The following is a 26,635-nucleotide window of genomic DNA, read 5'->3' as shown; positions in this document are numbered from 1 at the left end:
GACGGGCCGCCGGTGATCGAGGGATCGGCGCCCGCGGGGCCGGTGCCCGACGACGAACCCGTCTCCGTGCTGTTCACCTGGCGCGTCGTGCCCGGCCGCGAGGCGGACTTCGAGCGGTGGCTGGAGGAGATCAACCAGGTCTCGTCCCGGTTCCCCGGCCACCAGGGCGTGACGTGGCTGCGCCCGCCCGCCGGCACGCCCGAGGACCAGCGCCGCTACCACTGCGTACTGCGCTTCGACAACGGCCGCCACCTCAGCCGCTGGCTCACCTCACCTGAGCGGGAGGTGACCGTCCGGCACCTGGCCGGCATCGCGGAGGAGGCCGAGCAGCGCGAGACCACCACCGGCATGGAGACCTGGTTCAGCCTGCCCGGCCGCCCCGTCCTCCCACCCGCCAGGTGGAAGATGGCCCTGGTCTCGTTCCTCGGCGTCTATCCCCTGATCCTGATCTTCAACCTGCTCGGCGCCGAGCACCTCGCCGAACTCCCCCTGCCCTACCTGCTCCGCGCCGCGATCATCCCCCTGCTCCTCTCCATCCTCCTCACCTACCTCGTCATGCCCTTCCTCAGCCGCCTCCTCCGCCGCTACCTCTACTGAAAGCAAGGGCACCTTCTTAACGCTGTGCGTATAGGAAGGGCACCTTCTTAACCTCGGCAGGACGCGGCCACGCGGCGTGGTCCCGTGCGGGGCGGCCCTGTCAGCGCCCGGTGGCCGGTATCCCGCCGGGATGCCGCCTGTGGGGCGTGGCGCTTCACGACGGTCGCGCCGTCGCCCCTGGTGTCGTGCCGGCAGTCATGCGGCACGGAAAACATCACAGTATTGTCCGCGCTCCGCCCGTTTCGGGCGGTCGCTGCCGGGTAGGCGCGTCCGATGGAGAGGAGTGCGACATGAGCTGGGCCGACATGCCGCCCCGAAACGACGTGTCACGGCGCGCCAGGCCGGCCGACCAGAGGCGGACCGACTTCGACGGGGAGTTCGCGGACCTGCGCCTGCGGGCCCGGCACCTCATCGCCGAGATCGGACGGCTGTCCCGCCAGCTGACGGACCTGCAGAAGGCGATCAGAGCCCGCAACGGCGGTGCGGGTGGACACCGGGACGGCGCCTCCGCTACCGACCAGCGCTGAATCGCCTGGCGGCCGCGTATGGCGCCGTCCACGGGTGAGACGTTAAGAAGGGCACCTTCTTCTACCTATAGCGTTAAGAAGGTGCCCTTCCTTATGCGTAGGCGGGGAGGGTGATGGCGTCGGCCTTGGCGGCCTGCTTGGCCATCAGGGCGGCGAACGGGCGGCGGGTCATGATGCGGGTGCTCAGGTCGCGCAGGCTGATCGCCCACTGGGAGTCGGGCAGCATGCCGCGCACGCCGCCGGGCGGCAGCTGCTGGCACTGCTTCACGTACGGCCGCATCAGGCGCCCGTACGCCGCGAACGCGGCCACGTGCTCGCCGCCGGAGCGGGCCAGCTCGCCGGCGAGCAGATACGCCCCCACCAGGGACATGCTGGTGCCCAGGCCGCTGAGCGGGGACGCGCAGTAACCGGCGTCGCCGAGCAGCGCGACCCGGCCGGTGCTCCACCGGTCCATGTGCACCTGCCCGATGACGTCGAAGTAGAAGTCGGGCGCGTCCCGCATCGCGTCGAGCATGGCGGGCACCCGCCAGCCGGCCCCGGCGAACACCTCGGCCAGCAGCGCCTTCTGCGCACCGAGGTCACGGGGGTCCACGGTGCGCCCGTCGGCACGGAAGGACAGCATGGCCTTGGCGGTGTGCTCGTTCTCCGGCCGGATCCCGGCGCAGCGCCCGCCCGGGATCCCGTGCATCAGGAACCAGTGCGGATCGAGGTCGGCCTGCGCGGGCATGGTGAAGTACGCCGTGTACGCGCCCAGCCCCCGGATGAAGCGCTCCTCGGGCCCGAACGCGAGCGCCCGCACCCCGGAGTGGATGCCGTCCGCGCCGATCACCAGGTCGTAGTGCTCGGTGCGGCCGCTGCGGAAGGTCACCTCGACGCCGCCGTCGCCGTCGGACAGTGCCGTGATCCGGTCGCCGAAGCGGTAGTCGGCGTCGGCGCGGGTGGCCTCGTAGAGGATGTTGGCGAGGTCGCCGCGCAGGATCTCGTACTCGGCGACGATGCCCTCGCCGCCGAACAGGCTCGCGGGCATCTCCGAGGTGCGCCGCCCGGCCGGGTCGACCCAGGCGAAGCCCTCCTCGTGCACCCGGTCGCGGGTGATCTGCGGCATGATCCCCATCTGCGCGCAGACGTCGCGGGCGACGCCGCGGATGTCGACGGCGTGCCCGCCGGGCCGGATCGCGGACGCGCGCTCCACCACGGTCACCGCGTATCCGTGGTGATGCAGCCAGTACGCCAGCGCCGGTCCGGCGATGCTCGCTCCCGAGATCAGTACGGTGTTGGTCCTCATTGTCGGCTCCCCAGCAGGTGTACGGTGTACAAGGTGATGGGAGAACCGTACGAGAAGGCATATCCTAGCTGCAACAACGTTCCTGGTGTACTAGTACGCACCCTAGTACACCACCCGAGGTCGGCGCGGTGAGCGAGCGGCAGGACGGCCATGGTGTACTAGTACGCGTGAGCGGCGAGGCACCCTACCGGCAGATCGTCGGGCAGATCCGTGACCGCATCGACAGCGGGCGTCTGCGCCCCGGCGACCGGGTGCCGTCGGCGCGGCAGATCACCGCCGAGTGGGGCGTGGCCCTGGCCACCGCGACGAAGGTGCTGGCCGCGCTGCGTACCGAGGGACTGGTCACCGCCGTGCGCGGGGTCGGCACCGTGGTCGCGGACCGCACCCCCGCCCCGCCCGCGCCGCCCACCCGCCGCGAGCGGCGCCCGCGCACCGAGCCCGCCGACACCACGACCCGTGACCAGGTGATCCGGCACGCGCTGGCGCTCGCCGACGCCGAGGGCCTCGACGCCGTGTCGATGCGCCGGCTCGCCGCCGAGCACGAGCTGCCCACCATGGGCCTCTACCGCTACGTGCGCGGCAAGGACGACCTGGTCCGGATGATGGTCGACGCCGCGTTCGCCGAGGCGCCGCTGCCCTCGGTGCCGCCGCGCGGCGCGTACGCGCAGCTGGAGCTGGCCGCCCGGCACCTGTGGGACATCTTCCGGCGCCACCCGTGGCTGGCCCCGACGATGTCGATCACGCGGCCGGAGTTCGCGCCGCACGGCATGCGTTACACGGAGTTCGTGCTGGCCGCGCTCGCCCCGCTGGGGCTGCCGATGACCGAGATGATGCACGTCAACATCAGCCTGTTCGGGTTCGTACGCGGCCTGGCCATGGGGTTCGAGACCGAGGCGCAGGCGGCCCAGCACACCGGCCTGACCAGCGACGAGTGGATGCAGCGGCAGGGCGAGCTGTTCGGCGGCATCATCGGCTCCGGCGGCTTCCCGATGGTGGCCCGCATCGCCGAGATCGACGACTTCGAGCTGAGCCTGGACGCCGTCTTCGACTACGGCCTGCCCCGTCTGCTGACCGGCCTGTTGGGAAGGGCACCTTCTACATCGGAAAACGATAAGAAGGTGCCCTTCCTTTCTCAGGACGTGTAGGGGTTGTACGTGTAGGTGCGGGACAGGGTGCCGGGGATGGTGAAGTACTCCACGGCCACCTTCGCGGGGTCGGTGGCGAGCTGGCCGCGGCCGGGCAGGTCGTTGCCGTCGTCCCAGCCCCAGGGGGCGTTGGCCGAGTTGGTGGTGCAGTCGTAGGTGCCGTCGCCGCAGTCGCCCGAGTCGTCCCCGGCGAACGTGCCCACGCTCGCGAACAGGCTGGTGTTGGCGCGCTGTGCCCACAGCCCGCCCGCCGCGTGGATGTCGATCAGCGCGTACCGCACGTCGCGGTCGTCACCGCTGCTCGGCGTCTCGGCCGTGGCCGCGGGGTAGTACACGATGCCGTCGCCGTTGATGTCGTACTGCGGGTGGGCCTTGAGGCCGTGGCCCTTGGCCTCCTGCGCGGTCACCGGGTGGGTGAAGCCGTCGTGCGGCGAGGACTGCAGCCGCAGCGTGCCGTCGACGCTCTCCCGGCCGCTGGTCCAGGTGCTGCCGCCGGGGGTGTACGAGTAGAAGTCGGTGTGCGCCACGGTGATCGCCGCGCGCAGCACGCCGTAGTCGGACCCGTCGCGCTCGACGACCAGCAGCACGCCCTCGCCGTCGTTCTCGTGCTCGGTCTCGAAGAACGGGTGGTCGGTCCAGTCCCGGGGGTGGAAGAAGAGGTAGGTGAGGTACCAGTGGGTGCCGGTCTCCACGACCGAGTAGTACGCGTGCGCCGCGAAGGAGACGCCGGACTGGCCGGCTCGGTCCCAGTTGTTGCGGCCGTTCCAGTCCCCGTCGAAGTCGACCTTCGTGAGGTAGTCGCTGCGACCGGACAGCGCGTGGCTGCCGGTGGCGTCGACGTCCTGGTAGTGGATCGGCGCCCAGCGCAGCGCGAGCTGGGCGCGGGTGACCGCGGCGCCCGCGGGCGACGGGACGGCCAGCCCGGCCATCGTGAGCACTGCCGTCAGCACGGCCACCACCAGGGATCGCCCGGTGATCCTGAACCTGTCGAGCATGCACGCTCCCCTTCCAACGACATCGATGGATGGAGATACTAGGCGGTAACAAGCGCCCGCGACATGGCCGGGACACGAAGGATCAGCGGCCGCCGCGCGACGGTTCCGGTCACGGCCACAGGCCGGCGACGAGCACCGCGACCCGCCACAGCGAATAGAACACCAGCGCGATGCCACCGAGCGCGAGCAGGTGGCCGAGCACGGACGTGACCACGGCGAGCACACCCCGGTCGACGGTCGAGATTCGCCGCAGGCCCGCGTGGTAGCGCACCATGATCGACGAGCCGACCGGGCCGGGGTCGTCGTAGCCGAAGTAGACCCGGCGGTTGAAGGACACCGTCCCCGACCGGGTGCGGCCGGTGACCCGGACGTCCCAGCGGTAGCCGCCCTCGCCGTCGCCGACGTAGTACGTCTCCAGGATGGTGGCCGGCACGATCTCGGCCTCCAGCACCGCCCGCCAGTGCGTGACGTACGCCCGGACCGCCGCGTATCCGGCCCAGCCCAGCAGGAGCAGGCCGACGCCCAGCGCGGCGGACGCGGCGAGCCGCTCCGGCAGCGCGTCCCCGGCGTCCGGGAAGGCGTCACCCCACACCAGCGAGGCCCCGGAGCAGATCGCCAGCAGCAGCACCGCCACGGCGAACCCGGCGACCCGGCGCCGGAGCCCGGTGCGCAGGGTTTCGCGCCGGCGGTCGCGGTCGTCATCCACGGTCACGTGGACATGTTTCTATGCCGTGTCAAGGCGTCTGCTGATCCGGCATGGACGGTGCGCGTACCGGGCAGGTCTACGCCGCCTCGGGAGCGGCCCTGCCGGGCGCGGCGGGCGCGGGCAGCCAGCGGTGGGCCAGCACCCCGACCAGGACGATCGGCACCGCGCACAGCGCCGCCAGCGGCGCGATCGGCAGCCACAGCGATCCGGCGCCGAACGCCGCGTACACGCCGAGCGCGCCCAGCTCCGCGCCGAACCCGGACACCGACAGCACCGTGGCCCGGGTGTGCCCGCTCATCGTGTGCTGCAGGCTCGCCTCGGTCAGCACCCGGGTCAGCTGGAGCAGCCCGAAGCAGACCGCGATCGGCGCCAGGCCCCACACCTGCCCCGCCCCCGCGCCGACGGCCAGGGCCACCCCGGCGGCGGCGATGCTCGCGCCGACCGCGGCCGGGCTCGCCCGCCAGCGCTCGGCCAGCGCGCTGCCCAGCGCCATCGCCGCGATCAGGGCCGCGATCACCAGCGGCACACCGGCCGTGCTGACGCCCAGGTCGCGGACGAGCAGCGCGCCGTACTCGTCGAGCGCGGTGAGGCTGGGCACCGCGGCGGCGATCAGCACCGCGTGCCAGACCCGCCGGTCGGTGCGGACCTCCGCGATCCCGGCCCGCAGATTGCCCAGGTACGCCCCGACGCCGCCATGCTGCCCGACCGGGCGCGCGCGGGGCCGCTCCGGCAGCGCGAGCGCGGCGGCGGCACTGCCCAGGCAGGCCAGCACGCTGAGCGCGGCGATCAGGCCGTAGCCGCCGAACGCGTACGCCGGGGCGGCCAGGGCGCTCGCGGCCAGCATCGTCAGCATCGCCACGGTCGCGGCGCGCCCGGCCAGCGCGGTGTAGCGGGACTCCGCGCCCAGCGCCTTCAGCTCGTCGTAGAGCAGCGCCTCCTTGGTGCCGGAGCTGATCGCGCTGCGCACGCCCCAGAGCACGAACCCGATCGCGAAGCCCGGATACGTCGGCCACAGGAACCACACCGCGAAGCCGATCCCGCGCAGCACCGCGCCGGACGCCAGCAGCCGCCGCCGGGAGAACGTGTCCGCCCACGCGCCCGACGGCACCTCCAGCAGGAACGCGACCCCGCCCCAGATCATCAGCAGCGTGGTCAGCTCCGCCGTGGACAGCCCGGCATCCGTCATCAGCAGCGTGAACAGCGGAAAGAACAGCACGCCCTCGTCACAGCCGCGCAGGGTCGCGTAGAGCCGGCCGAGGCGGCGTACCCCCGCCGTGTGCTCTCCCTCGCCGATCGCCACCCGCCCACCCTGCCGCACCAGCCGCGGACCGCGCAACGCGCCGGCCACGACCCTGCCCCTCATCCGGATGATCGCGGTCTCGTGTCGAGAGGTGGGCTCTGACCAGAGGTTTCGACACGAGACCGCGATCATCACAGTGGAGAGGGTGACTCCGCCTAGGCCGTCCTAGGAGGATGGGTTAGTGGCAGCTGGTACGGGGAGGCCGGTCGGTCAGAGCTTGGAGAGGATGAAGTTCTTCGCCGCGGTCTGCACCGTCGACGTCTGGTACTTCGTGCCGTGGACGTCGTTGGGGTCGCTGGCGTTCTGGCACCACTTGTCGTTGGCGTAGCAGTACGAGCGCAGCCGGCTGTTGAACTCGCTCAGCACACCGGCGGCGCGGGGCCAGGTGCCGGTGCCCGTCGCGCCCCCGACGTTGAACGGCTCGCCCTTGCGGTAGGTGGGGTCGCCGAAGAACACGACCGCGGCGATGCGGCTGCGGTAGGCCGCGGCGATCCGCTTGCTGGAGTCGCTGGCCAGGGCGTCGCCGATGACGTGCGCACCCTGCGAGTATCCGACGAGGACGAACCTGGTGGCCGACGAGCAGGTGCTGCCGAGCGAGGTGACCAGGCTCTTGAGGTTGTCCGTGCCGGTGCCCTGGCTGACCGGGTAGATCGGCGCGATGGCGGTCGCCGGGTACTTGAGCCCGATGCGGCGCGCGGTGTACGACGTCTCGATGACGGCGCTGGAGGTCAGGTTCAGGCGCCCGCCGAAGCCGCCGCTGGCGTACTGGTAGGTGTTGCCACCGGTGCCGGCGGCCTCGTTGGTGCCGCGGACGCCGATGACGATGACGCCGGGGCAGGTCGCCGTGGAGCTGACGGCGTGCGCGGGGGTGGCGACGGCCGCGGCCGCGGTGAGGGTGGCCAGTGCCAGCGCGGTGGCCCGCGCCGCGCGGCGCAGCCTCGGCGGGAACGGTCGGGGACGTGTCTGCCGCATCGGCGACCTCCTGGGGGTGTGTGTGGTCACATCGTGGCGCGGGAGCCGGAGAACGGCGCACATTCGGCGTACATCGAAGTACATCGCACGCACAGACGTGGCGGGAAGCCCGTGCGAGCAGGTCAGGAGCTGGGCGCATGAGGCTTGTGTGGGCCGATGTGTGAAGGCGCGCGGCGATCCTGTGGGAACCCCCGTCGCCATCGTCGGCAGCAGAAGGAACGGTATGCACCCGCCAATGCAGACATCACCTGAGCACCCAGCGAGGCCGCGCGGCACGGACCGGCGGCACCTGCTCGGAATGATCACCGCCGCGCTCGCCGTCGGCGTCATCCCCGAAGCCTGGCTCGCCGAGGCCGCGTACGCCGCACCCGCGTGGAACCGGCCGTTCGACAAGTGGATCCCGATCACGGCCGGCTTCGGCATGCGGACCGACCCGATCACCGGGGAGTCGCGGATGCACTACGGCACCGACTACAGCGCGAGCGGCATCCTGGGCTACCCGATCCGGGCGTGCGCCGCGGGCACGGTGAGCGTCGGCTACAACGCCGCCGGCTTCGGCCACTACGCCACGGTCACCCACGCCGACGGCTGGCGCACCCTCTACGGCCACATGCGCGAGGCGCCCGTGGTCGGCAGCGGCACGCAGGTCGCCGCCGGGCAGCACCTCGGCAACGTCGGCTCGACGGGCCGGTCGACGGGGCCGCACCTGCACCTGGAGATCACCCAGAACGGCGCGTACCACAACCCGGAGTCGATCCTCGCGGGCGCGCCGTACGCCGGGGCGCCCGGCAATCCACCCTCCATTCTCACCAAGGACGGACTGATGTACCTCATCTGGAGCACCGGCGGCACCGGCTACCTGGTCACCCCGAACCGTGTCATCGGCCTGCGCTCGATGGCGCACTACAACCTGTTCAAGCGCATCATCAACTCCAACCAGGCCGCCGCCCAGCCGGAGGTGTTCAACGCCCTGGAGATCGACCAGATCAACGCCTACCTGAACGGCACCGTCCCCGCGTGAACCGGGCAGTGAGCCCGCCGGCCGCACCCCGGCGGGCTCACTGCCCCGACAGCAGGCCCAGCCGCCAGGCGTCGACCAGCGGCGCGAACCGTTCCGCGGCGTCGAACAGGGCGTCCGGGCCGAGGCGGTGGGCCTCCAGATGGGACAGCATCTCCATGCCCAGGTAGAGCGCGACCGCCGCCGTGGCGACCTCGCGAACCGGGATCACCTCGGCCAGCGGCGTGCCCGTGAGCAGGCGCTCGATGATCCCGGCCGCGAAGTCCTGCCACTGGGCGGTCTGCGCCTTAACCTGCTCGGCGAGCCGGGCGTTGGCGTTGGCCGCGGCGACCAGCTCCTGCACGGCGGCGATGTACCCGGCGGACCCGTCCTCGGCGTAGAGGCGGCGCAGCGCGGCCAGCGTGTCGGAGGCGGTGGCGACCTCGGCCAGCTCGGCACGGTAGCGGGCCAGCCGCGCCTCGCTGGTGTACTGCGCGGTCGCGACGAACAGGTCGTCGAGATCGGCGAAGTGGTAGTAGATGACGCCGGGCGCGAAGCCGCCGGTCCGGGCCACGGCGCGGGCGGTGCAGCGGCCGTACCCCTCGGCGGCGAGGGTGTGTACGGCCGCCTGCAGCACCCGCGCCCGGGTGTCGGCACGGGGCATCAGATGACCCGGATGGGGCGCACGCCCGCCGCAGACAGGTGCGGGTCGAGGCGGCGGGCCAGCTCGGGCAGCCGGTGGCTGGGGATCTGCGGGTACAGATGGTGCTCCAGGTGGTAGGTCAGTTCGAGGAAGATCGCGGGGATGACCCGCCCGCGCAGCGTACGCGTCTGGGTGAGCGGCTCGTCGCCGTAATCGTGGTGCGGCAGGTACACCGTGAGCAAGGGGTAGACCCAGGAGCCCGCGATCGCCATCACCGCATATACCAGCAGCCCCGGCGTGACCGGCCACAGCAGCACCCCGCCGCCCACCGCGGCGAACGGCATCGCCGCCTCCGCCAGCAGCCAGGCCCGCAGCCCCCGGTCGCCGCGGGCGCGCCGCCACGACCACCACCACAGCCGGACCAGGAACACCGGCCCGTAGCCGACCGCGCCCAGGAACGACAGGTTCGCCGGGTAGCCCTCCGGATCCTCGTCGCTGGGGAACAGCCGGTGGTGCTGCAGGTGCGTGGACCGGTAGGCGTGGCCGCTCTCCAGCAGCACGAGTCCCATCAGGAACAGCGCCCAGTCGGACTGCCGCGCGGACAGCCCCAGCGCCCGGTGCACCACGTCGTGGGTCACCGTCACCACGGCGACGAAGATCCCGAACACCACCAGCGGGGTCAGCCACCACCAGCCCGCCCAGCAGACCAGGGCGAAGACCCCGATGCCGAGGTACGGCCGGACCAGCGCGAGCCGCGTGCGCCACGGCGAGACGGCGAGCAGGTCCGCGCCGACCTCCCCGAGGCTGGGCAGCCCGCCCCTCATCGCACACCTCCGTGGACGCGGGCGTGGCGGCGCACGTCGTCGGCGACGATGCGGCTGCCCAGCACGCAGGCGACGGTGCCCAGCCCCGGCCAGGTCGAGTCGCCGACCAGCCAGAACCCGGGCAGACCGGAGCGGTGCGGCACGGCGGACTGGTTGCTGTTGCGCAGCGTCTGCCGCACCCCGCCCACCGCCCCGCCGGGCCGCCAGGTGAACCGCTCGTAGCTGCGCGGCGTGCCGACGTGCCGTACCACGGCCCGCTCGCCCAGCCCCGGGTAGACCCGGCGGGTCAGCTCCACCAGCCGCTCGCCGATCTCGCGCTTGCGCTCGGCGTACGCCGCCTCGGGCAGGGCGCGCCAGCCGGCCAGCTCGGTGTGCGTGGAGATCATGACGGCGCGGTGGCCCGGCGGGGCGCTGACCGTGTCGCCGGGCGCGGAGACCGAGACGAACATGTTGTTGCCCTCGCCCAGCGGCCGGTCGTAATCCTGCATGAGCTGGTGGTGGGTGAACTCCTGCCCGGCCACCTCCTCCTCGGGCACCCCGAGGAACACCACCACGGCCCCGCCGAGGTCGGGCTCGTCGCGTTCCAGGTATGGCCGCAGCCGGTGCGCTACCGGCGTGCCCGCGGTCACCTCGGCGGTGACCTGCGCGGGCAGGGCGCTGACCACGGCCCCGGCCGCGACCGTGCCGCGCGCGGTGTGCACGGTGAACGCGCCCTCCCGCCCGGCGACCCGCTCCACCCGGCAGCCGGTGCGCAGGTCGCCGCCCAGCTCGCGGTAGCGCGCCACGACCGTACGCCAGAAGCCGTGCATGCCGCCGCGGTGCCGGGACAGGCCCGCGCCGCGGATGGTCACCCCGAGCGCGGCGTTGATCAGGGGCGCCCGGTCGACGGTGCTGTGCACCGTGTCCTCGACCAGCATGCCCAGCAGCGCCACCAGCGAGTCCTGATCGCGCAGGCCGTGCGCGCGCAGCGCGTCGCCCATGGTGCGGCCCAGGTGGCGCACCAGCGGCAGGTGCCGCAGCCCGACCGCGCGCAGGTCGTGCACGGCGTCGGCCGGGGTGCGGATCGGCAGCCGGATGCCCGACCGGCTGGCCGCCCAGAACACCTCGGCGAGCCGGTCCAGCTCGGCCCAGAACCGCCGGTGCGCCCGGGTGTCCCCCAGCGCGCGCAGCCGCTCGGCGTGCCAGCGGTGCTGCTCGCGGTGCAGGGTGACGACGCGGTCGGGCAGCCAGGCGACGTAGCCGGGCAGGTGCTCGGCGTCGAGGTCGGGAATCCCGGCGGCGGTCAGCAGCTCGGCGCCGACCCCGCCGGGCGCGAAGTCGACCAGCGTGGTCGCGCCGACGTCGAAGGAGAAGCCGCGGTGCCGGAAGTAGCCGGCGCAGCCGCCGGCGTGCCCGTGCGCCTCGAACACGATCGTGGACAGTCCCGCAGCCTGTAGCCGCAGCGCGGTGGCCAGCCCGGCCAGCCCACCCCCGAGCACCGCCACGTCGCGGCGTCCCGGCAGCTCCCGGCGGGAGGCGACCGCGGGCGGCCGCGCGAATCCCGTGGGAGCGACGTGATTCTGAACATCTGTTCTGAACACATGTTCAAAGTAGAGCGACCCGGAGATCGAGTCAATCCCATGCCCCGATCACCAAGATCGCCCGACTTGCCCGGCAGTCGGGCGGATCTTCAGCTTCTTTTCGCACGTCTGCCAGGCAATTTCGTGGATCATGGCCTAGGGTTGCCGCGGTCACAGCCGCGTGGCGAGCCCGGACTTCCGGGTCCACGTGGCTTTACGATCAGCTCCGTCAACGCCGACCGCCGGGAGAGTCCATGTCGAGCACCGCAGGCCGCTGGTTCCGCTACGCCGCCATCGCCGAGACCATCTCGTGGGTGGGCCTGCTCATCGGCATGTTCTTCAAGTACATCGTGGTGAAGAACGACATCGGAGTGTTCGTCTTCGGTCGGGTGCACGGCGCGATGTTCGTGTTCTACCTGGCCACCATGCTCTGGACGGCCAAGGTGCACCGGTGGGGCTTCGGCCGCCTGGTCGTGGGCGGCGCCGCGTCGATCCCGCCGTTCCTGGGCCTGCTGTTCGAGCGCTGGGTCGCCAAGCGGGACGCCGTCGCGGAGCCCGCCGAGGCCGAGCCCGCGGTCGCCTCGGCTCGCTGAGCCCGGCTCACTCCAACACCTCCGCGCCCGCCGGCGCCCGGTGGGCCGTGAAGATCCCGAACACGAGCGGCAGGAACCAGATCACCACGGCGGCGACGCTGCTGGCGAACGCCACCGGGATCGACACCGCGAACGCCACCACCGGCGACAGCGACATGATCGAAGCCCACCGCATCACCGCCGGGGTGACCCGCACCCGCAGCAGCTTCGCCCGCCAGGCGTGGCGGATCAGCACCACCTCCAGCGTGCTGACCGTCCCGGCCACGACCGCGTACGCGACGACGGCCAGCGGGTTGCCGAAGTAGTCGCCGAGCAGCGCCGTCGGGAACGGCAGGAACGCGATGAAGGCCAGGTAGAACAGGTTGCGGACGATCAGGCCGTAGTCGGTGCCGCGGAGCACGCTGAACATCTTGTGATGGGCCACCCAGTAGCGGCCGATCATCGCGAACGAGATGAAGAAGCCGACGAAGTTCGGGATCAGGTCCGCCAGCTGCTGCGCCAGCTCCCGGGTGCTCTCCTTGTCGACCAGGTGAGGCACGGTCACCTCCACGATGAGCAGCGTCATCGCGATCGAGAACAGGCCGTCGCTGAACGCGGTCACCCGGCCGAACTCCACGGTGTCGCGCCCCCAGACGCGCGCGGAGGTGTCCCGGGCCACATGATCACGATACGGCGCCGGGCCGTCCCAGCAGGCCGGTTCCGGGACGGACAGGCCGTCCTCGATCATCTACCCTCGGCGGCCATGGCGATGAGGGCGAACTGGGTCTCGGTCCGCGACGGCGAGTACGAGGTGCTCGCCGACCACCTGGGCGCATACGACGTGCTCGAGGTGAGCATCATGGGCCCCGAGGTCACCGACCGTTTCCTGGCGGTCTACGCCGAGGATGCCGGGGGCGGCTGGTACGAGGAGGATCGGCTCGACGGGGGCCTGCTCGTGGACTGGGACGACCGGGTGCTGATGGCGTTCGCCACCCCTCGCTCGCCGCGGGCACGTGCGGCATGGCTCGACGTCGCGCCGCGGATGTGGCCCGGCTGGGAGGTCTGCTGGGCCTACGACGGCATCGGCGACTTCGTGACGTACCTGGGCGAGGACCTCGCAGAGGTACGCAGCCCCGCCGAACCGGCTACCGAGCTCTTCTGGTCGGACCGGCCGGACGAGGCCGCCAAGCCGCGGCTGAAGTACCTCGTGTCGGTAGGTGACACGGCAGCCTACGCCCTGAGCTGGCGCGCGAACGAGCCCTGGCGGCTCGGCCCCGCCATCCTCGATCAGCTGCGCGACGTCGGCCGGGTCACCGAGTGCCCCGAGATGCCTGTCGCCGGGCTGCACCTGGACCCCGCCAGCCGCACCGCCGGCCTGTGGACCACGTCAATACCGCTGGTCGGCCTGGCCGAACAGTGGGAGTCGTGGTGGCCGGGCTGGCGGCTGGAACTGTGGGCGGACCGCATCGAGGAGCAGATCAGGCGGTGCGCGGCCGGAGTCGAGATTCCGGCGCTCGGCCGAACGGATTGCCGGAGCCTGTTGGCCGAGCTGGTCGTCGACCACTGGTCGCCGTATGTCGCCGAGGACGTCGACGACAACCTCACGCTGATCTACGGGGACTCCCGGACACGCGCCCGGTACACGGGTCCGGACACGATGGCGCACTACCGCATCCGCACGGCGGTGACCCGGGCGGAACTGTCGGCGGTGCTGCGGCTGCTCACCGGCGCGGAGCCGGAGCACCCGGTGTATCCCCGTGCCTGTCCGGAGGCCGCTGACTGATCACCGCCTGTCCGCCGGCGTCGGTGCAGATCACCTCGTTCGGCCTCACCGGACAGCCTCACCTGCGCGCCGATCTCGGCATTCCGGCAGACCGGCGCCGGAGCCGGGGGCGAGAATCGATGGCGTGATCACTGTGGTGGGCGTGCCGATCGACTGCGTCGGGGTGCCGGAGGCGGGCGACGCCCCGTCCGGCACCGAGTTGTCGCCCGGCGTGCTGCGGGAGGCCGGGCTCGTCTCCGCCGTCGGGGGCAGGGACGCGGGGGACCTGGCGGTGCGCCTGGTCGGCAAGGCACGCGACGAGCACACCGGCGTGATCGCCTGGCCGTCGGTGCGGTCCATGACCGACACGGTGCGCGGCGCCGTCCGTGACCTGGTCGCCGCCGGTGACCGGCCGCTGATCGTCGGGGGTTGCTGCACCCTGCTGCCCGCCGCGCTGGCCGGGGCCCGGGACGCGCTCGGCGGCATCGGGCTGGCGTACCTGGACGGGCATCTCGACCTGTACGACGGCCGCACCTCGCCCACCGGCGAACCGGCCGACATGCCGATCTCCGTGGTCACCGGGCACGGGCCGGCCGCATGGGTCGACGCCGTGGGCGGGCCGCTGGTCACGCCGGACCGGCTGCGCCTGCTCGGGGCACGGGACCGGCACGAGGCGGTCGAGTACGGCTCGGTGCTGCCCGAGCAGCTCGGCTACCCGCCCGAGTCCACCCCCGACGACCTGCACGAGCAGGGCATGACCGACTCCGGCGAGCAGGCGCGCGACGTGCTGGAGCAGGGCGGCCCGTACTGGGTGCACCTCGATGTGGACGTGCTCGACGAGCGCGCCTTCCCCGCCACCGACTACCTGATGCCCGGCGGCCTGCGCCTACCCGACCTGCGCGACCTCATGCGCCCGCTGACCGCCGCCGACGCCATGGTCGGCCTCTCCGTCGCCTGCTACAACCCCGCCAAGGACCCGGCCCGCACCAGCGCCGCCGCCCTGGTCGACCTACTCCGCGACGTCCTCGCCGGCTGACCCGCCGGAGATCAGTAGCGTTCGGCGGCGCGGGCGATGTTGCGGGCCATACCGCCGAAGACGATCGCGTGGAACGGGGAGATCGAGCGCCAGTAGAGGTGACCGGCCAGGCCGCGCGGGATGAACACGGCGCGCTGCTCGTACCGGCTGCCCTGCGGGTCGTCGCAGACGCGCAGCTCCAGCCAGGCGCGGCCGGGCAGCATCATCTCGGCGCGCAGCCGCAGCAGCCGGCCCGGTTCGATCTTCTCCACGCGCCAGAAGTCCAGCGCCTCACCGGTGTAGAGGTGGACCGGGTCGCGGCGGCCGCGGCGCAGCCCGACCCCGCCGATGGCCCGGTCGAACCAGCCCCGCGCGGACCAGGCGAGCGGGAACGAGTACCAGCCCTTCTCGCCGCCGATGCTGGTGACCACGTTCCACAGCGCGCGGGGCGGGGCCTTCACCTGCTGCGTACGGTGGTCGATGTAGACGCTGCCGCCGGACCAGTCCGGGTCGGTGGGCAGCGGTTCGGCCGCGGCGCGCGTCCAGGTCGCCGTCGACCAGCGGGTCTCCACGTCCGCGTCACGGATCTTGACGAGCGCCAGCCGGACCGCCTCGTCGAACGGCTTGAGCCCGCCGGCCGGGTCGGTGACGTACCGGCTGATGTCGTGCTCGTGGCACACCGCCTCGTGGATCAGGCTCTCCACCAGCGGTTTGGCGATGGCTCCGGGCACGGGGGTGACCAGGCCGACCCACTGCGACGACAGCCAGGGCGACAGCGTGCGCACCGGCATGATGACCCGCCGGTTCAGGTGCGCGATGTGGGCGTACCGCTGCATCATCTCCTGGAAGGTCAGCACGTCGGGGCCGCCGATGCCGAAGGACCGGTTCACGTCCCCGGGCACGCTGGCCCAGCCGACCAGGTAGTGCAGCACGTCGCGGACCGCGATGGGCTGGATCCGGTTGCTCACCCAGCGCGGCGTCACCATGACGGGCAGCCGCTCGGTGAGGTAGCGCAGCATCTCGAACGACGCCGACCCGGACCCGATGATCACGGCGGCGCGCAGGGTCACCGTCGGCACCCCGGAGTGGGTGAGGATGGCCGCGACCTCGTCGCGGGAGCGCAGGTGCGCCGAGGCGGCGGAGCCGTCGGCCGACGGCTCAGGCGCCGGGCCGCCCAGGTAGACGATGCGTTTGACGCGCTCGGCCAGGGCGGCCGCGGCGAAGGTCTGCGCCGCCCGCCGGTCGATCTGCTCGAAGCCCGGCGAGCCGAGCGAGTGCACCAGGTAGTAGGCCACCTCGACGCCGCGCAGGGCCCGGCGGGTGGCCCCGAGGTCGAGCACGTCCGCCTCGGCGATCTCCGCCTGCGACGCCCAGGGCACGTCGCGCAGCCGCGCCGCGGACCGGGTCAGGCAGCGCACCTGGTGCCCCGCCTCGATGAGCCGCGGGGCGAGCCGCCCGCCGATGTACCCGGTCGCCCCGGTCACCAGCACGCGCCGGCCCCCGGCAGCCCACTCCGCCACACCCCCACCCTATGCCGCCCCCACCCCCACCCGGCCGCGATCACCCGCCATCAACCCCGTTGATCATGAACTTATGGCACGGTTCGGCGGTGTGTCGCGGCCACAGGTTCCTGATCCACCTCGGCGTTCCGTGCCGCGCGGCGAAGCAGCCGCATAGGGTGCATACCAGACGATCCATCGGCTTCGGGGGCGGCACATGGTGACGGTCGGTCTGCTGGCGACGCTGCACGCCGCACCCGGCAAGGAGGACGAGGTCGCCTCGTTCCTCGCCGGTGCGCTGCCCCTGGCCCAGGCCGAGCGCGGCACCGTGGCCTGTTTCTGTTTCCGCGTCGACGAGTCGACGTTCGGGATCTTCGACGCGTTCGGCGACGCGGACGCGCTGCAGGCCCACCTCGACGGCGACATCGCGGGCGCGCTGATGGGCCACGCGGGACAGCTGCTGGCCAAGCCGCCGGAGATCCGGCAGGTGCAGGTGCTGGCCGCGAAGCTGCCGGGCTGACTCCACCCGTGCGGCGGCCACATCATCCGGGATGTAGGTACAACCCAGAAGTTGTGGCGCGGCATGCCGACACCAGCCGGTCAGGAGACGGCGACGGCGCGCGCGACCCGGGCGGCGCGGCGGCGGGCCGCGAACACGTGCCAGCCGGCGGCCAGCAGCAGGCCGGCGCCGAGCTGCCACGGGAAGCCGACCATCAGGGTCACCCACGTGGCCAGGGGTTCGGTGCGCTGCCAGAAGGTCCGGGCGGGGCCGCGGTCGCCGGCGTCGGGGTTGATGTTCCCCATCAGCGGCGACCACACCACGCTCACCTGGTCCGCGTCGAAGCGGCTGCCCAGCCCGAGGAACAGCGACGGCCGCAGGCTCCTGGACGCGACGTACACCGATCCGTCGTGCAGGGGCACCACCATGAACACGCCCGGGTCGTCCATCGCGATGATCCCGTCGACCACCGGGTCGGGCTGTCCGGGCGGTTCGGTCAGCGTGCCCTGTTCCGGCTTGAACTCGATCACGGCCAAGTCCCATCCCGACAACGGGATGCCGGACCAGTGCCGCGGCGCGAGTCCTGCCGCCGCCGAGGCCAGCACCAGGACCGGCACCAGGAACGCCAAGACCAGGGCGGTGAGCGCGGTACGCCATACGCGATTCATGCCTGTCAAGACGTGCGGCGCGGGTGGGAGGTTGCTCCGTCCCTCAGGAGCGCAGGTACGCCAGCACGGCCAGCACGCGGCGGTGCTGGTCGGCGTCCGGGGGCAGGTCGAGCTTGGCGAAGATGTTGCCGATGTGCTTCTCCACCGCGCCGTCGCCGACCGACAGCCGGCGGCCGATCGCGGTGTTCGACCAGCCCTGCGCCATCAGCTCCAGCACCTCGCGCTCGCGCGGCGTCAGCTCCCGCACCGGGTCCCTCCTGCCCCGCAGCATCAGCTGCGAGATCACCTGCGGATCGAGCACCGTCGCGCCCGCGCCGACCCGCGCCAGCGCGTCCAGGAAGCCGTCCACGTCGACCACCGCGTCCTTGAGCAGGTAGCCGACCCCGCCCCGGCCGTCGGCGAGCAGCTCGTCGGCGTACGCCAGCTCGACGTACTGCGACAGCACCAGCACCCGCGTGCCGGGCGCGTCCCGGCGGGCCCGCACCGCCGCGCGCAGACCCTCGTCGGTGTGGGTGGGCGGCATCCGCACGTCGACGATCGCGACGTCCGGGGCGTGCTCGGCGACGGCCGCGACGAGGGCGGGCCCGTCGCCGACCGCGGCGACGACCTCGTGCCCGGACTCGGCGAGCAGCCGGACGATGCCCTCGCGCAGCAGCACGCTGTCCTCGGCGACGACGACCCGCATCAGCTCACGCCACCGGCACGGTCGCCGGGGCCTGCGCGACCACGATCGTCGGGCCGCCCGCCGGGGAGTCCACCGCGAACTCGCCGTCCACCGCGCGCAGCCGGTCGGCCAGCCCGGCCAGGCCGTGGCCCTTGGCCAGGTGCGCGCCGCCCACCCCGTCGTCGGTCACCATCAGGTACACCCGTCCATCCTGCGCGGTCAGCTCCAGCCGGGCGGCGGCGGCCCCGCTGTGCTTGGCGATGTTGGACAGCGCCTCGGCCGCGGCGAAATAGAGCGCGTTCTCGGTCGCCGCGGGCAGCCGTCCGTCGACCGCCAGGTCCAGCTCCATCGGGACGGTGCAGCGTTCGGCCAGCGAGGTCAGCGCGGCGGCCAGGCCCCGGTCGGCCAGGATCGGCGGGGCGATGCCGCGCGACAGCGCCCGCAGCTCGTCGAGGGTCTCCTTGGCCTGGCCGAGCGCGCCGTCGATGGTCGACGCGGCGGCACCCGGATCGTCGGCGAGCTGGCGGCGGGCCCGGGACAGCTCCATGGCCAGCCGGATCAGCCGCTGCTGCGGCCCGTCGTGGATGTCGCGCTCCAGCTTGCGCAGCGCCACCGCCTCGGCCGACACCGCCGCCGCGCGGCCCTCGGCCAGGTCGTCCAGGCGGCCCTGCAGCTGCGCGAGCCGCGTCAGCAGGAGCGAGGCGAACCCGGCGTGCAGCATCGCCGCGCCGCGCTGCACCGCGTACACGGTGAGCAGCGCGAACACACCGATCATCGTGTACCACCAGGTGCGGGTCACGGAGGTGCCGGCGCCGAAGACGTGCTCGAGGACGACGTCGGTGCCGTCGTCCTCCGGCAGGAAGCGGCCCCAGAACCAGAAGGTGAGGCCGCCGAGCGCCGTCGCCCACCAGGTGACCGTCAGCACGAATGCGATGATCGCGATCGGCAGGTTGAGCACGGTCCACAGCAGGTCGAGCCAGCCCTGGCCCTGGCGCAGCGGCGTGATCATGCGGCGGATCCAGCCCGCGCCCGGTTCGGCGGTGCGGTAGCGGGGGCGCGGGACCGGGTGGCCGTACAGGGCCTGCAGGCGCACCCGCTCGATGTCGGCGAAGCCCCGGGCGGTCAGCAGTGCCGCCGCGAGCACCGCGACGCCGATGAAGAACGTCACCAGCGTGCCCACCCCGGCCGCGAACAGCGTCACACCCAGCGAGAACGAGACCACCGCGAGCGGCAGACCCGGGAGGTTGTACGCGGCGTCGCGGCCGAGCCGCTGCAGGATCGTCATGCCGCAGACGCTATGCGCCCGGCCCGGCGGGAGCCCATCCCGCTGCCCGCCGAAGTGATGGTGGGGACAGCCCCACCACGAACGACGCGGGCAGGTCCCCCACCGCCGGCGTGTCCAGCGTGTTCGGCGCGTCGGCGTACTCCTTGCGGAACGCGCCGCCCCCCGTCGACTACCGCCGGCGTGCTCGTCCGTGCTTTCCTCGTAGGCTGACGCCCGCGTGACGGACAGGAGACCGAGGTGGCGGAGACGACGGTGGCCCAGGTGATGGCCGAACTGGCCGCGCTGGAGGACCCGAAGGCGCGCGCGGTGAACGAGCGGCACGGCGACGACCACGGAGTGAACCTCGGCAAGCTGCGCGCCCTCGCGAAGCAGCTGAAGACGCAGCAGGAACTCTCGCGAGCGCTGTGGGCGACCGGCGACACCGCAGCCAGGCTGCTCTCCCTGCTGATCTGCCGCCCCAAGGCGTTCGAGCGGGCCGAACTGGACACCATGCTGCGCGAGGCGCGTGCGCCCAAGGTGCACGACTGGCTGGTCAACCACGTGGTGAAGAAGAGCCCGCATGCCGAGGAGCTGCGGGTGGCCTGGTTCGCCGACCCGGATCCGGTGGTGGCCAGTGCCGGGTGGGCGCTGACGACCGAACGCGTCGCGAAGCAGCCCGCCGGTCTCGACCTGCCCGGCCTGCTCGACACCATCGAGGCCGAGATGAAGGGCGCCCCGGACCGGCTGCAGTGGGCGATGAACCACTGCCTCGCGCAGATCGGCATCGACCACCCCGAGCACCGCGCCCGCGCCCTCGACATCGGCGAGCGCCTGGAGGTCCTCAAGGACTACCCCACTCCTCCCGGCTGCACCTCCCCCTTCGCCCCCACCTGGATCACCGAGATCGTCCGCCGCCAGCAGGCCGCGTAGCCGCGCCCGCCCCGCCAAGATCGCGCAACTTGCCCGGCACTTGTGCGAATCTTGAGCGTGAGTACGCCGATGTGCCAGGCAAATCGAGCGATCTTGACGAGCGGACGGACGGAGCGGGCAGTGGTCGACGAGACGGATCTGATGTACCTGCGGCGGTGTGTGGAGCTGGCGACGCTGGCGCTGGAGGTCGGGGACGAGCCGTTCGGGTCGCTGCTGGTGGGCGCGGACGGGACGGTGCTGTTCGAGGACCACAACCATGTCGCGTCGGGGGATCAGACGCGGCATCCGGAGTTCGAGATCGCGCGGTGGGCGGCCGAGCACCTGAGCCCGGCGGACCGGGCGCTGGCGACGGTGTACACCTCGGGCGAGCACTGCCCGATGTGCGCGGCGGCACACGCGTGGGTGGGGCTGGGACGGATCGTGTACGCCGGCTCGTCCGAGCAGCTCACCGCGTGGCGTGAGGAGATGGGGCTGCCGCCGGGGCCGGTACGCCCGCTGCCGATCCAGCAGGTCGCGCCGGGGATCGCGGTGGACGGCCCCGCGCCTGAGCTGGCGGGCGAGCTGCGCACGCTGCACCGTAGGCTGAACGGACTCGCCTGATCGAGGAGGTGCGCGGGTGGCGCTACGCCCGTCCGAGGACGCCCTGACCGCGCTGCGTGAGTTCGTGCGGCGCATTCACGCGCTGGACCGCACCGCGCCCGCCGTGCAGGAGCTGACGCTGCTGGTGGACGGGCGCGAGGAGCGGCTGGCGCTGTCCGAGCCGGTGGTGAAGGCGCTGGTGGAGGCGCTGCGGGTGTTCCACGATCCGCGCGACAAGGGACGCTGCGACTACTGCGGCGGTCCGCTCGACGACAACTTCCTGTGCCGGGACTGCGGCGCGTTCAGCGGCGTGTTCGGGCAGTTGCTGGCGGAGCGGGCCGGTGACTACACCCCGCCGGAGGAGCTGCCCCCGGCCCGCGACCAGTTCAGCTGAGCTGTGAGCCGATCGTGTGCGGCACGAAGCAGGCGCCGTTGCGGGTGATCAGGCCGTCGGTGCCGGCCCCCTCGCGGATGCCCATCCCGGCCGGCTCGCCGTCGATCATCCAGACCCCGAGGACCGGATGGTACGGCCCACCGGGCCCCGCGAACGTCGGCAGCTCGCTCAGCTGCTGGCAGATCATGCCCGCGTCGCCGTAGTCGCCGCCGGTGCTGGCCAGCACCGTGCCCTCGCGCACCAGCTCGACGTTGGCGCCCTCGCGCGACCAGATCGGCTTGCGGGCGTAGCTGGTCATGCCCACCGGCCGCGCGTCGCCGAAGTACGCGGGCAGCAGCAGCTCGCGGTGCACCGGGTCGTCGCGGTACAGCTCCCACAGCACCGGCAGCAGCGCCTTGTTGGACCACAGCGCGGCCGTCCACGGCGGTTCGAGCCACACCGTGCCGCGCTTGTTCGGGTCGGCCATGTCCGCGAAGATCGGGCGGCCGCCCTCCTCGTGCCAGAGCCACTCCCACGGGTAGAGCAGGAAGATCACGTCGATGGGCCGGGCCTGCGCGCCCTTGCGGGGCTCGTACACGATGCGCCCGTCGGCCATGTCGACGCCGATCCGGTCCACCTCGATCAGCTCGACGGGGTATCCGGCCTGGCGTGCCGTCTCGGCCAGGTAGCCCGCGGTCATCAGGTCCTCGCCGGAGGCCTCGGTGCCGTCGTAGGCGAAGTACACCGTGGGGCGCTGCGGCAGCCAGGGGCGGGCGGCGACCAGCTCGCCGAGGTTGCGCCGCCACGCCTCGACCAGGCGCTCGTGCACGCTGGTCCACTGCCGCTCGGGGTGGTGGGTGTGCCCGGTCTGCTCCAGCCAGCGCCACTGCACCACCGCCGCCTCCAGCAGCGACGTCGGCGTCTGCGCGTTGTACTCCAGCAGCTTCGGGGTGGTCCCCCGGCCGCCGTACCAGAGGTCGAACCGGCCGTAGACGCTCGGCGAGAAGTCCGCGCTCTGCCGGGTGTGCGCGTGCGTGCCGAACAGGTCCTTGTCGGAGTGGGTCCACGCCTGCGGGCTGGCGTCGTGCCAGGTGCGGATGACCTGCTCGTGGGTGAACTCGGGCACCCCGGCCCGCGCCAGCAGGCACGTGTCCGGGGTGCACACCGAGGTCAGGTACGCCTCCCGGCGCACCGCCGGGTCGCTGCGCGGGCAGCCCGCGACGAGGTGGTCGCCCGCCGCGACGCACATCCGGTGCAGCGTCGCGGCGGCCTGCTCCAGCAGCAGGATCTCGTCCAGGTCGAAGTCGTAGAACGGGCCCTCGCGCCAGTACGACTGCACGGTGCCGTCCTCGGTGACCGTGTCGTTGAAGACCAGGCCCAGTGCGCGGTTGGTGTCCGCCCAGCCGGGCCGGGGCGTGCCGTGGTGGATCCGGCGCACCTCAGCTGCCCACGGTGCCCGTGTTGGTGCCGCCCACGATGCCGGAGCGCACGGTGCTGCCGTTGGTGATCCGCGACGGCAGGCCCCAGCCGAGCCGGGCCTCGGTGTCGGCGGCGCTGAACATGTCACCGCCCGACGGCAGCCGCGTGCCGACCCGCAGGTTGCGGCCGTAGAAGGTGGCGAACGCCAGGAAGTAAGGCCAGTTCTCGTCCAGGGCGACGCTCGCGTCGCAGTTGGTCGCGTCGACGATCAGCTCGGTCTCGTCGACGCAGTAGAAGACGTACGTCTCCTCGGTGACGGTGTCCACCGCGGGCGGCGGCACGTAGGCCGGGTCGGTGTACCCGCCGGAGCCGTAGTTGGGCTGGTAGTACGGCTCGTCCGGCGGCTCCGGCCCGAACCCGCAGGCCAGCGAACTCGCCGCCAGCCCCAGGAACGCCGCGCCCAGCGCCACGTCACGTGATCTCAGCCGTCCTGCCGCCATCTGCCCTCTCCCCGTGCCGGTGTGGCCCATCACTGTGGCAGGGTCCGTCAAGCCGGTCCGGATGTGGCTTACGCTGGCCCGATGACCGACGCCCCAGTGGAACTCGCCGCGGTGATGCTCGTCGACCGCTCCGGTGCGCTGCTGCTGCAGCTGCGTGACGAGCACGCCCCGCACTACCCGAACATCTGGGGCCTGCCCGGCGGGCACGTCGAGCCCGGTGAGACGCCGGCCGAGGCCGCGCCGCGCGAGCTGCTGGAGGAGACGGCGCTGCGGCCGGAGGAGCCGCTGCGGCTGTTCCTGTCCCAGCCGCTGCCCGCGACGAACCGGCTCAAGCACTACTTCTACGGCCCGACCAGCGCGGTGCAGGACGACGTGGTGGTCGGCGAGGGTGCCGCGATCATCTTCGTGCCCTCCGGGGAGATCCTCGACGGCCGCGAGTTCACCCCGGGCACGGCGGTGGCGCTGGCGCAGTTCCTCGCCTCCGACGAGTACGCGCGGCTCGCCGCACGGGACTGAGCGGACGCCCGGCACGCCTTATGATCATCGTCTGCCCGACGGGAGGACGACGATGGCGACCCGGCTGCTGTATCTGGTCCGGCACGGCGAGGCGGCCGAGGACGGTCCGCTCACCGAGGCAGGGCGCGAGCAGGCGCGGCTGACCGGGCAGCGGCTGGCCGGGGTGCCGTTCAGCGGCCTGTGGCACAGCCCGGTGACCCGCGCGGCGCAGACCGCCGGGCTCATCGCCGCGCACCTGCCCGGCGTGCCCGTCGCGGAGTCGGCGCTGGCCGGGGACTACGTGCCGCACCGGCCCGCACGGGAGGAGCTGCCCGCGGCGTACGCGTCGTTCCTGGACGGGTACACCGAGCAGGAGGTCGCCGCGGGCGCGGCCCTGGCAGCGGCGGCCGAGCAGCGGTTCGCCCGCCCGGCCGAGCGGGACACCCGCGAGCTGGTGGTCACGCACAACTTCCTGATCGCGTGGCTGGTCCGGCAGGCGTTGGACGCCCCGCCCGCCCGCTGGATCGGCATCAACCAGGCCAACTGCGGGGTGACGGTGCTCGCCTACCGCGACGGCCGCCCGCCCGCGCTGCTGACCTTCAACGACGTGTCGCACCTGCCGGAGCCGGTGCGCTGGACCGGCGTGCCCCCGGCCCTGCACGTCTGACATCGACGAAGCTCGTCGCCTTGTGCGGCGGCTTTCGCACGTTTAGTCTCCAATCGGGAGTCTTCGCCACACGCCGAGCGTGTCAGGGCATACGCGCCGCTACGGCGTCACGACCGCATGGAGACACTCCGATGACCTCAGTAAGAAGACGGACGGCCGTGCTGCTGTCCGCCATCCTCCTGGCCACGGCCGGTGCCGTGGCCGCCGTCAGCGCCGCGCAGGCCGCCCCCGGCTGCCGCGTCACCTACACCGTGTCGAGCCAGTGGACCGGCGGCTTCGGCGCCAACGTCAGCCTCACCAACCTCGGCGACCCGGTCAGCTCCTGGCAGGTGGGCTGGTCGTTCGGCGCCGGGCAGCGCGTCACCCAGCTGTGGAACGGCACGTTCACCCAGTCCGGCGCGCAGGTCACCGTCGGCAACGCCCCCTACAACGGGACCCTGGCCACCGGCGCGAGCACCGCGTTCGGCTTCAACGGCAGCTGGTCGGGCAGCAACCCCGTCCCCACCGTGTTCACCATGAACGGCGTCACCTGCACCGGCGTCGTCACGCCGTCCTCGCCGCCGCCGGCCGACACCCAGCCGCCGACGGCGCCCGGCAGCCCGCGCACCAGCAACCTGACCTGCAACTCGGTCACCTTCGCCTGGAACGCGTCCACCGACAATGTGGGTGTCGCGTTCTACGACATCTACCACGACGGGCAGCAGATGACGTCGGTCAGCGGCAGCACACTGTCGGCGAACCTGACGGTCCTGCCGGGCGCCACGTGGGGCCTGTACGTGAACGCGCGCGACGCGGCGGGCAATGTGTCGCAGGCCAGCAGCACGGTGACCATCACCCCGCCGCAGTGCCAGGTCGACACGACGCCGCCCACCGCCCCGGCGCAGCTGACCGGCGCGGCCTCGGGCACCACCGTCACGCTGCAGTGGACCGCCGCGACCGACAACGTGGGGGTACGCGCCTACGTCGTGTATCGCAACGGCACGGCCGTCGGCACGGTGAGCGGCAACCCGCCCGCGACCACGTTCATCGACAGCGGCCTGGCCGCGAACACGACGTACCAGTACCACGTGATCGCGCGCGACGCGGCGGGCAACACCTCGCCGAACAGCAACACCGCGAACGTGACCACCACCGGCGGCTGCACCGTCTGCACGGTCACCCAGGTCGCCACCGACACCGACATCCCGTGGGGCCTGGCCACGCTGCCCGACGGGTCGATCCTCTACTCCCGCCGCGACGCCCACGACGTGATCCGGCTCAACCCCACCATCGGCGCGAAGACCACGCTCGGCACGATCCCCAACGCGCAGAGCACCGACGGCGAGGGCGGCCTGCTCGGCATCGCCGTCGCGCCTGACTTCGCGAGCAACCCGTGGCTGTACGTCATGCACACCTCGCCCACCGACAACCGCATCGTGCGGCTGCGCGTGGTGAACGACCGGCTCGACACCGCGAGCCTCGCGGTGCTGGTCAGCGGCATCGGGCGCAACAAGTACCACGACGGCGGGCGGCTGCGGTTCGGCCCGGACGGCAAGCTCTACGCCGCCACCGGCGACGCGCAGAACGGCAACTGGGCGCAGGACCGCACCCGCCTGGAAGGCAAGATCCTGCGGCTGAACCCGGACGGGAGCGTCCCGGCCGACAACCCGTTCGGCAACCTGGTCTGGAGCTATGGCCACCGCAACCCGCAGGGACTGGCCTTCGACGCGCAGGGCCGGCTGTGGGAGCAGGAGTTCGGCAACTCGGTGATGGACGAGACGAACCTGATCGAGCGGGGCGGCAACTACGGCTGGCCCGCCTGCGAGGGCACCAGCGGCACCTGCGGCACGGCCGGGTTCATCGCGCCCAAGCGCACCTATCCCACGTCCGAGGGTTCGTGCAGCGGCATCGCGATCGTGCGGGACGCGCTGTACGTCGCCTGCCTGCGCGGCACCCGCCTGTACCGGGGCGTGATCAGCGGGACGAGCCTGACGAACGTGCAGTCGTACTTCGTCGGCACGTACGGGCGGCTGCGCACCGTCGAGCCGTCACCGAGCGGCGGCCTCTGGCTGACCACGTCGAACACCGGCGACAAGGACAGCGTGCCGAACAACAGCAACGAGCGCATCCTGCACGTCGCCCTCGGCTGAGCATCTCGATCGAAGCTCCCGCCTCGCTGCCGCAGCGGCATGGCGGGAGC

At 72.5% G+C, this 26,635-nt stretch carries 29 protein-coding genes; 14 read left to right on the top strand and 15 right to left on the bottom strand.

Features of this window, described 5'->3' with window-relative positions:
• Positions 1–12 precede the first annotated feature (12 nt).
• The gene (locus CS0771_RS25045; protein ID WP_212843283.1) at positions 13–597 is read left to right on the top strand and encodes an antibiotic biosynthesis monooxygenase; all 585 of its coding nucleotides are present in this window, start codon (positions 13–15) and stop codon (positions 595–597) included.
• A 290-nt stretch (positions 598–887) separates the two neighbouring features.
• A complete protein-coding gene (locus CS0771_RS25040; RefSeq protein ID WP_212843282.1) occupies positions 888–1,124 on the top strand; it encodes a hypothetical protein in 237 nt (78 codons plus the stop codon).
• Positions 1,125–1,215: 91 nt separating this feature from the next.
• Here the strand turns inward: CS0771_RS25040 and CS0771_RS25035 are convergent, their stop codons facing one another.
• Positions 1,216–2,409 (bottom strand): FAD-dependent monooxygenase, encoded by a 1,194-nt coding sequence (locus CS0771_RS25035; protein WP_212843281.1) that lies wholly within the window; start codon positions 2,407–2,409, stop codon positions 1,216–1,218.
• A gap of 128 nt (positions 2,410–2,537) precedes the next feature.
• Between CS0771_RS25035 and CS0771_RS25030 the strand changes: the two genes are divergently transcribed.
• Positions 2,538–3,554 (top strand): GntR family transcriptional regulator, encoded by a 1,017-nt coding sequence (locus CS0771_RS25030; RefSeq protein WP_244871015.1) that lies wholly within the window; start codon positions 2,538–2,540, stop codon positions 3,552–3,554.
• Here CS0771_RS25030 and CS0771_RS25025 read toward each other — a convergent pair.
• From CS0771_RS25025 to CS0771_RS25010, 4 genes are all read right to left on the bottom strand, one after another.
• Entirely contained in the window at positions 3,542–4,549 is a 1,008-nt protein-coding gene (locus CS0771_RS25025) for a hypothetical protein (RefSeq protein WP_212843280.1), read from the bottom strand. The two genes, CS0771_RS25030 and CS0771_RS25025, sit on opposite strands and share 13 nt — an antisense overlap.
• A gap of 109 nt (positions 4,550–4,658) precedes the next feature.
• The gene (locus tag CS0771_RS25020; RefSeq protein ID WP_212843279.1) at positions 4,659–5,261 is read right to left on the bottom strand and encodes a hypothetical protein; all 603 of its coding nucleotides are present in this window, start codon (positions 5,259–5,261) and stop codon (positions 4,659–4,661) included.
• A 70-nt stretch (positions 5,262–5,331) separates the two neighbouring features.
• Positions 5,332–6,618 (bottom strand): MFS transporter, encoded by a 1,287-nt coding sequence (locus CS0771_RS25015; RefSeq protein WP_212843278.1) that lies wholly within the window; start codon positions 6,616–6,618, stop codon positions 5,332–5,334.
• 147 nt (positions 6,619–6,765) lie between these two features.
• Entirely contained in the window at positions 6,766–7,527 is a 762-nt protein-coding gene (locus CS0771_RS25010; protein WP_212843277.1) for a cutinase family protein, read from the bottom strand.
• Between the two features lie 235 nt (positions 7,528–7,762).
• Between CS0771_RS25010 and CS0771_RS25005 the strand changes: the two genes are divergently transcribed.
• Entirely contained in the window at positions 7,763–8,548 is a 786-nt protein-coding gene (locus tag CS0771_RS25005; protein ID WP_212843276.1) for a M23 family metallopeptidase, read from the top strand.
• A gap of 37 nt (positions 8,549–8,585) precedes the next feature.
• Here the strand turns inward: CS0771_RS25005 and CS0771_RS25000 are convergent, their stop codons facing one another.
• The 3 genes from CS0771_RS25000 to CS0771_RS24990 are packed head-to-tail and all read right to left on the bottom strand — an operon-like array spanning position 8,586 to position 11,475.
• Complete coding sequence (locus CS0771_RS25000) at positions 8,586–9,188, bottom strand: TetR/AcrR family transcriptional regulator (protein WP_212843275.1); 603 nt, start codon at positions 9,186–9,188, stop codon at positions 8,586–8,588.
• Positions 9,188–9,991 (bottom strand): fatty acid desaturase, encoded by an 804-nt coding sequence (locus tag CS0771_RS24995; protein WP_212843274.1) that lies wholly within the window; start codon positions 9,989–9,991, stop codon positions 9,188–9,190. The genes CS0771_RS25000 and CS0771_RS24995 overlap by 1 nt, the downstream gene beginning before the upstream one ends.
• Complete coding sequence (locus CS0771_RS24990; RefSeq protein WP_244871014.1) at positions 9,988–11,475, bottom strand: NAD(P)/FAD-dependent oxidoreductase; 1,488 nt, start codon at positions 11,473–11,475, stop codon at positions 9,988–9,990. The genes CS0771_RS24995 and CS0771_RS24990 overlap by 4 nt, the downstream gene beginning before the upstream one ends.
• Positions 11,476–11,804: 329 nt before the next feature.
• Here CS0771_RS24990 and CS0771_RS24985 point away from each other — a divergent pair, with 329 nt between their 5' ends.
• Positions 11,805–12,143 carry a DUF3817 domain-containing protein gene (locus tag CS0771_RS24985; protein ID WP_212843273.1) on the top strand — a complete coding sequence of 113 codons (339 nt, stop codon included), beginning with the start codon at positions 11,805–11,807 and terminating at the stop codon, positions 12,141–12,143.
• Between the two features lie 7 nt (positions 12,144–12,150).
• Here CS0771_RS24985 and CS0771_RS24980 read toward each other — a convergent pair whose 3' ends face one another.
• On the bottom strand, positions 12,151–12,870 hold the full coding sequence (locus CS0771_RS24980) for a TMEM175 family protein (RefSeq protein ID WP_212843272.1): 720 nt from the start codon (positions 12,868–12,870) through the stop codon (positions 12,151–12,153).
• Between the two features lie 15 nt (positions 12,871–12,885).
• Between CS0771_RS24980 and CS0771_RS24975 the strand changes: the two genes are divergently transcribed.
• Together CS0771_RS24975 and CS0771_RS24970 are read left to right on the top strand one after the other, a co-directional pair.
• Positions 12,886–13,905, top strand: a complete 1,020-nt coding sequence (locus tag CS0771_RS24975) for a hypothetical protein (RefSeq protein WP_212843271.1) — start codon at positions 12,886–12,888, stop codon at positions 13,903–13,905.
• A 124-nt stretch (positions 13,906–14,029) separates the two neighbouring features.
• The gene (locus CS0771_RS24970) at positions 14,030–14,920 is read left to right on the top strand and encodes an arginase family protein (protein WP_212843270.1); all 891 of its coding nucleotides are present in this window, start codon (positions 14,030–14,032) and stop codon (positions 14,918–14,920) included.
• 11 nt (positions 14,921–14,931) lie between these two features.
• Here the strand turns inward: CS0771_RS24970 and CS0771_RS24965 are convergent, their stop codons facing one another.
• Positions 14,932–16,419 carry an SDR family oxidoreductase gene (locus CS0771_RS24965; RefSeq protein WP_244871013.1) on the bottom strand — a complete coding sequence of 496 codons (1,488 nt, stop codon included), beginning with the start codon at positions 16,417–16,419 and terminating at the stop codon, positions 14,932–14,934.
• A gap of 196 nt (positions 16,420–16,615) precedes the next feature.
• On the opposite strand from CS0771_RS24965, the gene CS0771_RS24960 reads away from it, so the two are divergent.
• Positions 16,616–16,918: a putative quinol monooxygenase gene (locus tag CS0771_RS24960; RefSeq protein WP_212843269.1), complete on the top strand. Its 303-nt coding sequence runs from the start codon at positions 16,616–16,618 to the stop codon at positions 16,916–16,918.
• 80 nt (positions 16,919–16,998) lie between these two features.
• Here the strand turns inward: CS0771_RS24960 and CS0771_RS24955 are convergent, their stop codons facing one another.
• The 3 genes from CS0771_RS24955 to CS0771_RS24945 are packed head-to-tail and all read right to left on the bottom strand — an operon-like array spanning position 16,999 to position 19,514.
• Complete coding sequence (locus CS0771_RS24955; RefSeq protein WP_212843268.1) at positions 16,999–17,565, bottom strand: hypothetical protein; 567 nt, start codon at positions 17,563–17,565, stop codon at positions 16,999–17,001.
• A gap of 43 nt (positions 17,566–17,608) precedes the next feature.
• The gene (locus tag CS0771_RS24950; protein ID WP_212843267.1) at positions 17,609–18,250 is read right to left on the bottom strand and encodes a response regulator transcription factor; all 642 of its coding nucleotides are present in this window, start codon (positions 18,248–18,250) and stop codon (positions 17,609–17,611) included.
• A 4-nt stretch (positions 18,251–18,254) separates the two neighbouring features.
• The gene (locus CS0771_RS24945) at positions 18,255–19,514 is read right to left on the bottom strand and encodes a sensor histidine kinase (protein WP_212843266.1); all 1,260 of its coding nucleotides are present in this window, start codon (positions 19,512–19,514) and stop codon (positions 18,255–18,257) included.
• Between the two features lie 237 nt (positions 19,515–19,751).
• Between CS0771_RS24945 and CS0771_RS24940 the strand changes: the two genes are divergently transcribed.
• From CS0771_RS24940 to CS0771_RS24930, 3 genes are all read left to right on the top strand, one after another.
• Positions 19,752–20,423 (top strand): DNA alkylation repair protein, encoded by a 672-nt coding sequence (locus tag CS0771_RS24940; protein WP_212843265.1) that lies wholly within the window; start codon positions 19,752–19,754, stop codon positions 20,421–20,423.
• A 120-nt stretch (positions 20,424–20,543) separates the two neighbouring features.
• A complete protein-coding gene (locus CS0771_RS24935) occupies positions 20,544–21,023 on the top strand; it encodes a nucleoside deaminase (protein ID WP_212843264.1) in 480 nt (159 codons plus the stop codon).
• A gap of 16 nt (positions 21,024–21,039) precedes the next feature.
• Positions 21,040–21,396 (top strand): hypothetical protein, encoded by a 357-nt coding sequence (locus CS0771_RS24930; RefSeq protein ID WP_212843263.1) that lies wholly within the window; start codon positions 21,040–21,042, stop codon positions 21,394–21,396.
• Here the strand turns inward: CS0771_RS24930 and CS0771_RS24925 are convergent.
• Positions 21,389–22,813, bottom strand: a complete 1,425-nt coding sequence (locus tag CS0771_RS24925) for a glutathionylspermidine synthase family protein (RefSeq protein WP_212843262.1) — start codon at positions 22,811–22,813, stop codon at positions 21,389–21,391. The two genes, CS0771_RS24930 and CS0771_RS24925, sit on opposite strands and share 8 nt — an antisense overlap.
• A 1-nt stretch (position 22,814) precedes the next feature.
• Positions 22,815–23,294 carry a hypothetical protein gene (locus CS0771_RS24920; RefSeq protein ID WP_212843261.1) on the bottom strand — a complete coding sequence of 160 codons (480 nt, stop codon included), beginning with the start codon at positions 23,292–23,294 and terminating at the stop codon, positions 22,815–22,817.
• A gap of 81 nt (positions 23,295–23,375) precedes the next feature.
• On the opposite strand from CS0771_RS24920, the gene CS0771_RS24915 reads away from it, so the two are divergent.
• The 3 genes from CS0771_RS24915 to CS0771_RS24905 all read left to right on the top strand — a co-directional run bounded on the left by CS0771_RS24915 (position 23,376) and on the right by CS0771_RS24905 (position 26,585).
• Complete coding sequence (locus CS0771_RS24915; protein ID WP_212843260.1) at positions 23,376–23,810, top strand: NUDIX domain-containing protein; 435 nt, start codon at positions 23,376–23,378, stop codon at positions 23,808–23,810.
• 52 nt (positions 23,811–23,862) lie between these two features.
• Entirely contained in the window at positions 23,863–24,456 is a 594-nt protein-coding gene (locus CS0771_RS24910) for a histidine phosphatase family protein (protein WP_212843259.1), read from the top strand.
• Positions 24,457–24,587: 131 nt separating this feature from the next.
• Complete coding sequence (locus tag CS0771_RS24905; RefSeq protein WP_212843258.1) at positions 24,588–26,585, top strand: PQQ-dependent sugar dehydrogenase; 1,998 nt, start codon at positions 24,588–24,590, stop codon at positions 26,583–26,585.
• Positions 26,586–26,635: the final 50 nt, after the last annotated feature.

The organism is Catellatospora sp. IY07-71 (assembly GCF_018326265.1).
Classification (GTDB): domain Bacteria; phylum Actinomycetota; class Actinomycetes; order Mycobacteriales; family Micromonosporaceae; genus Catellatospora.
This window is presented reverse-complemented; position numbering and strand designations above follow the sequence as displayed.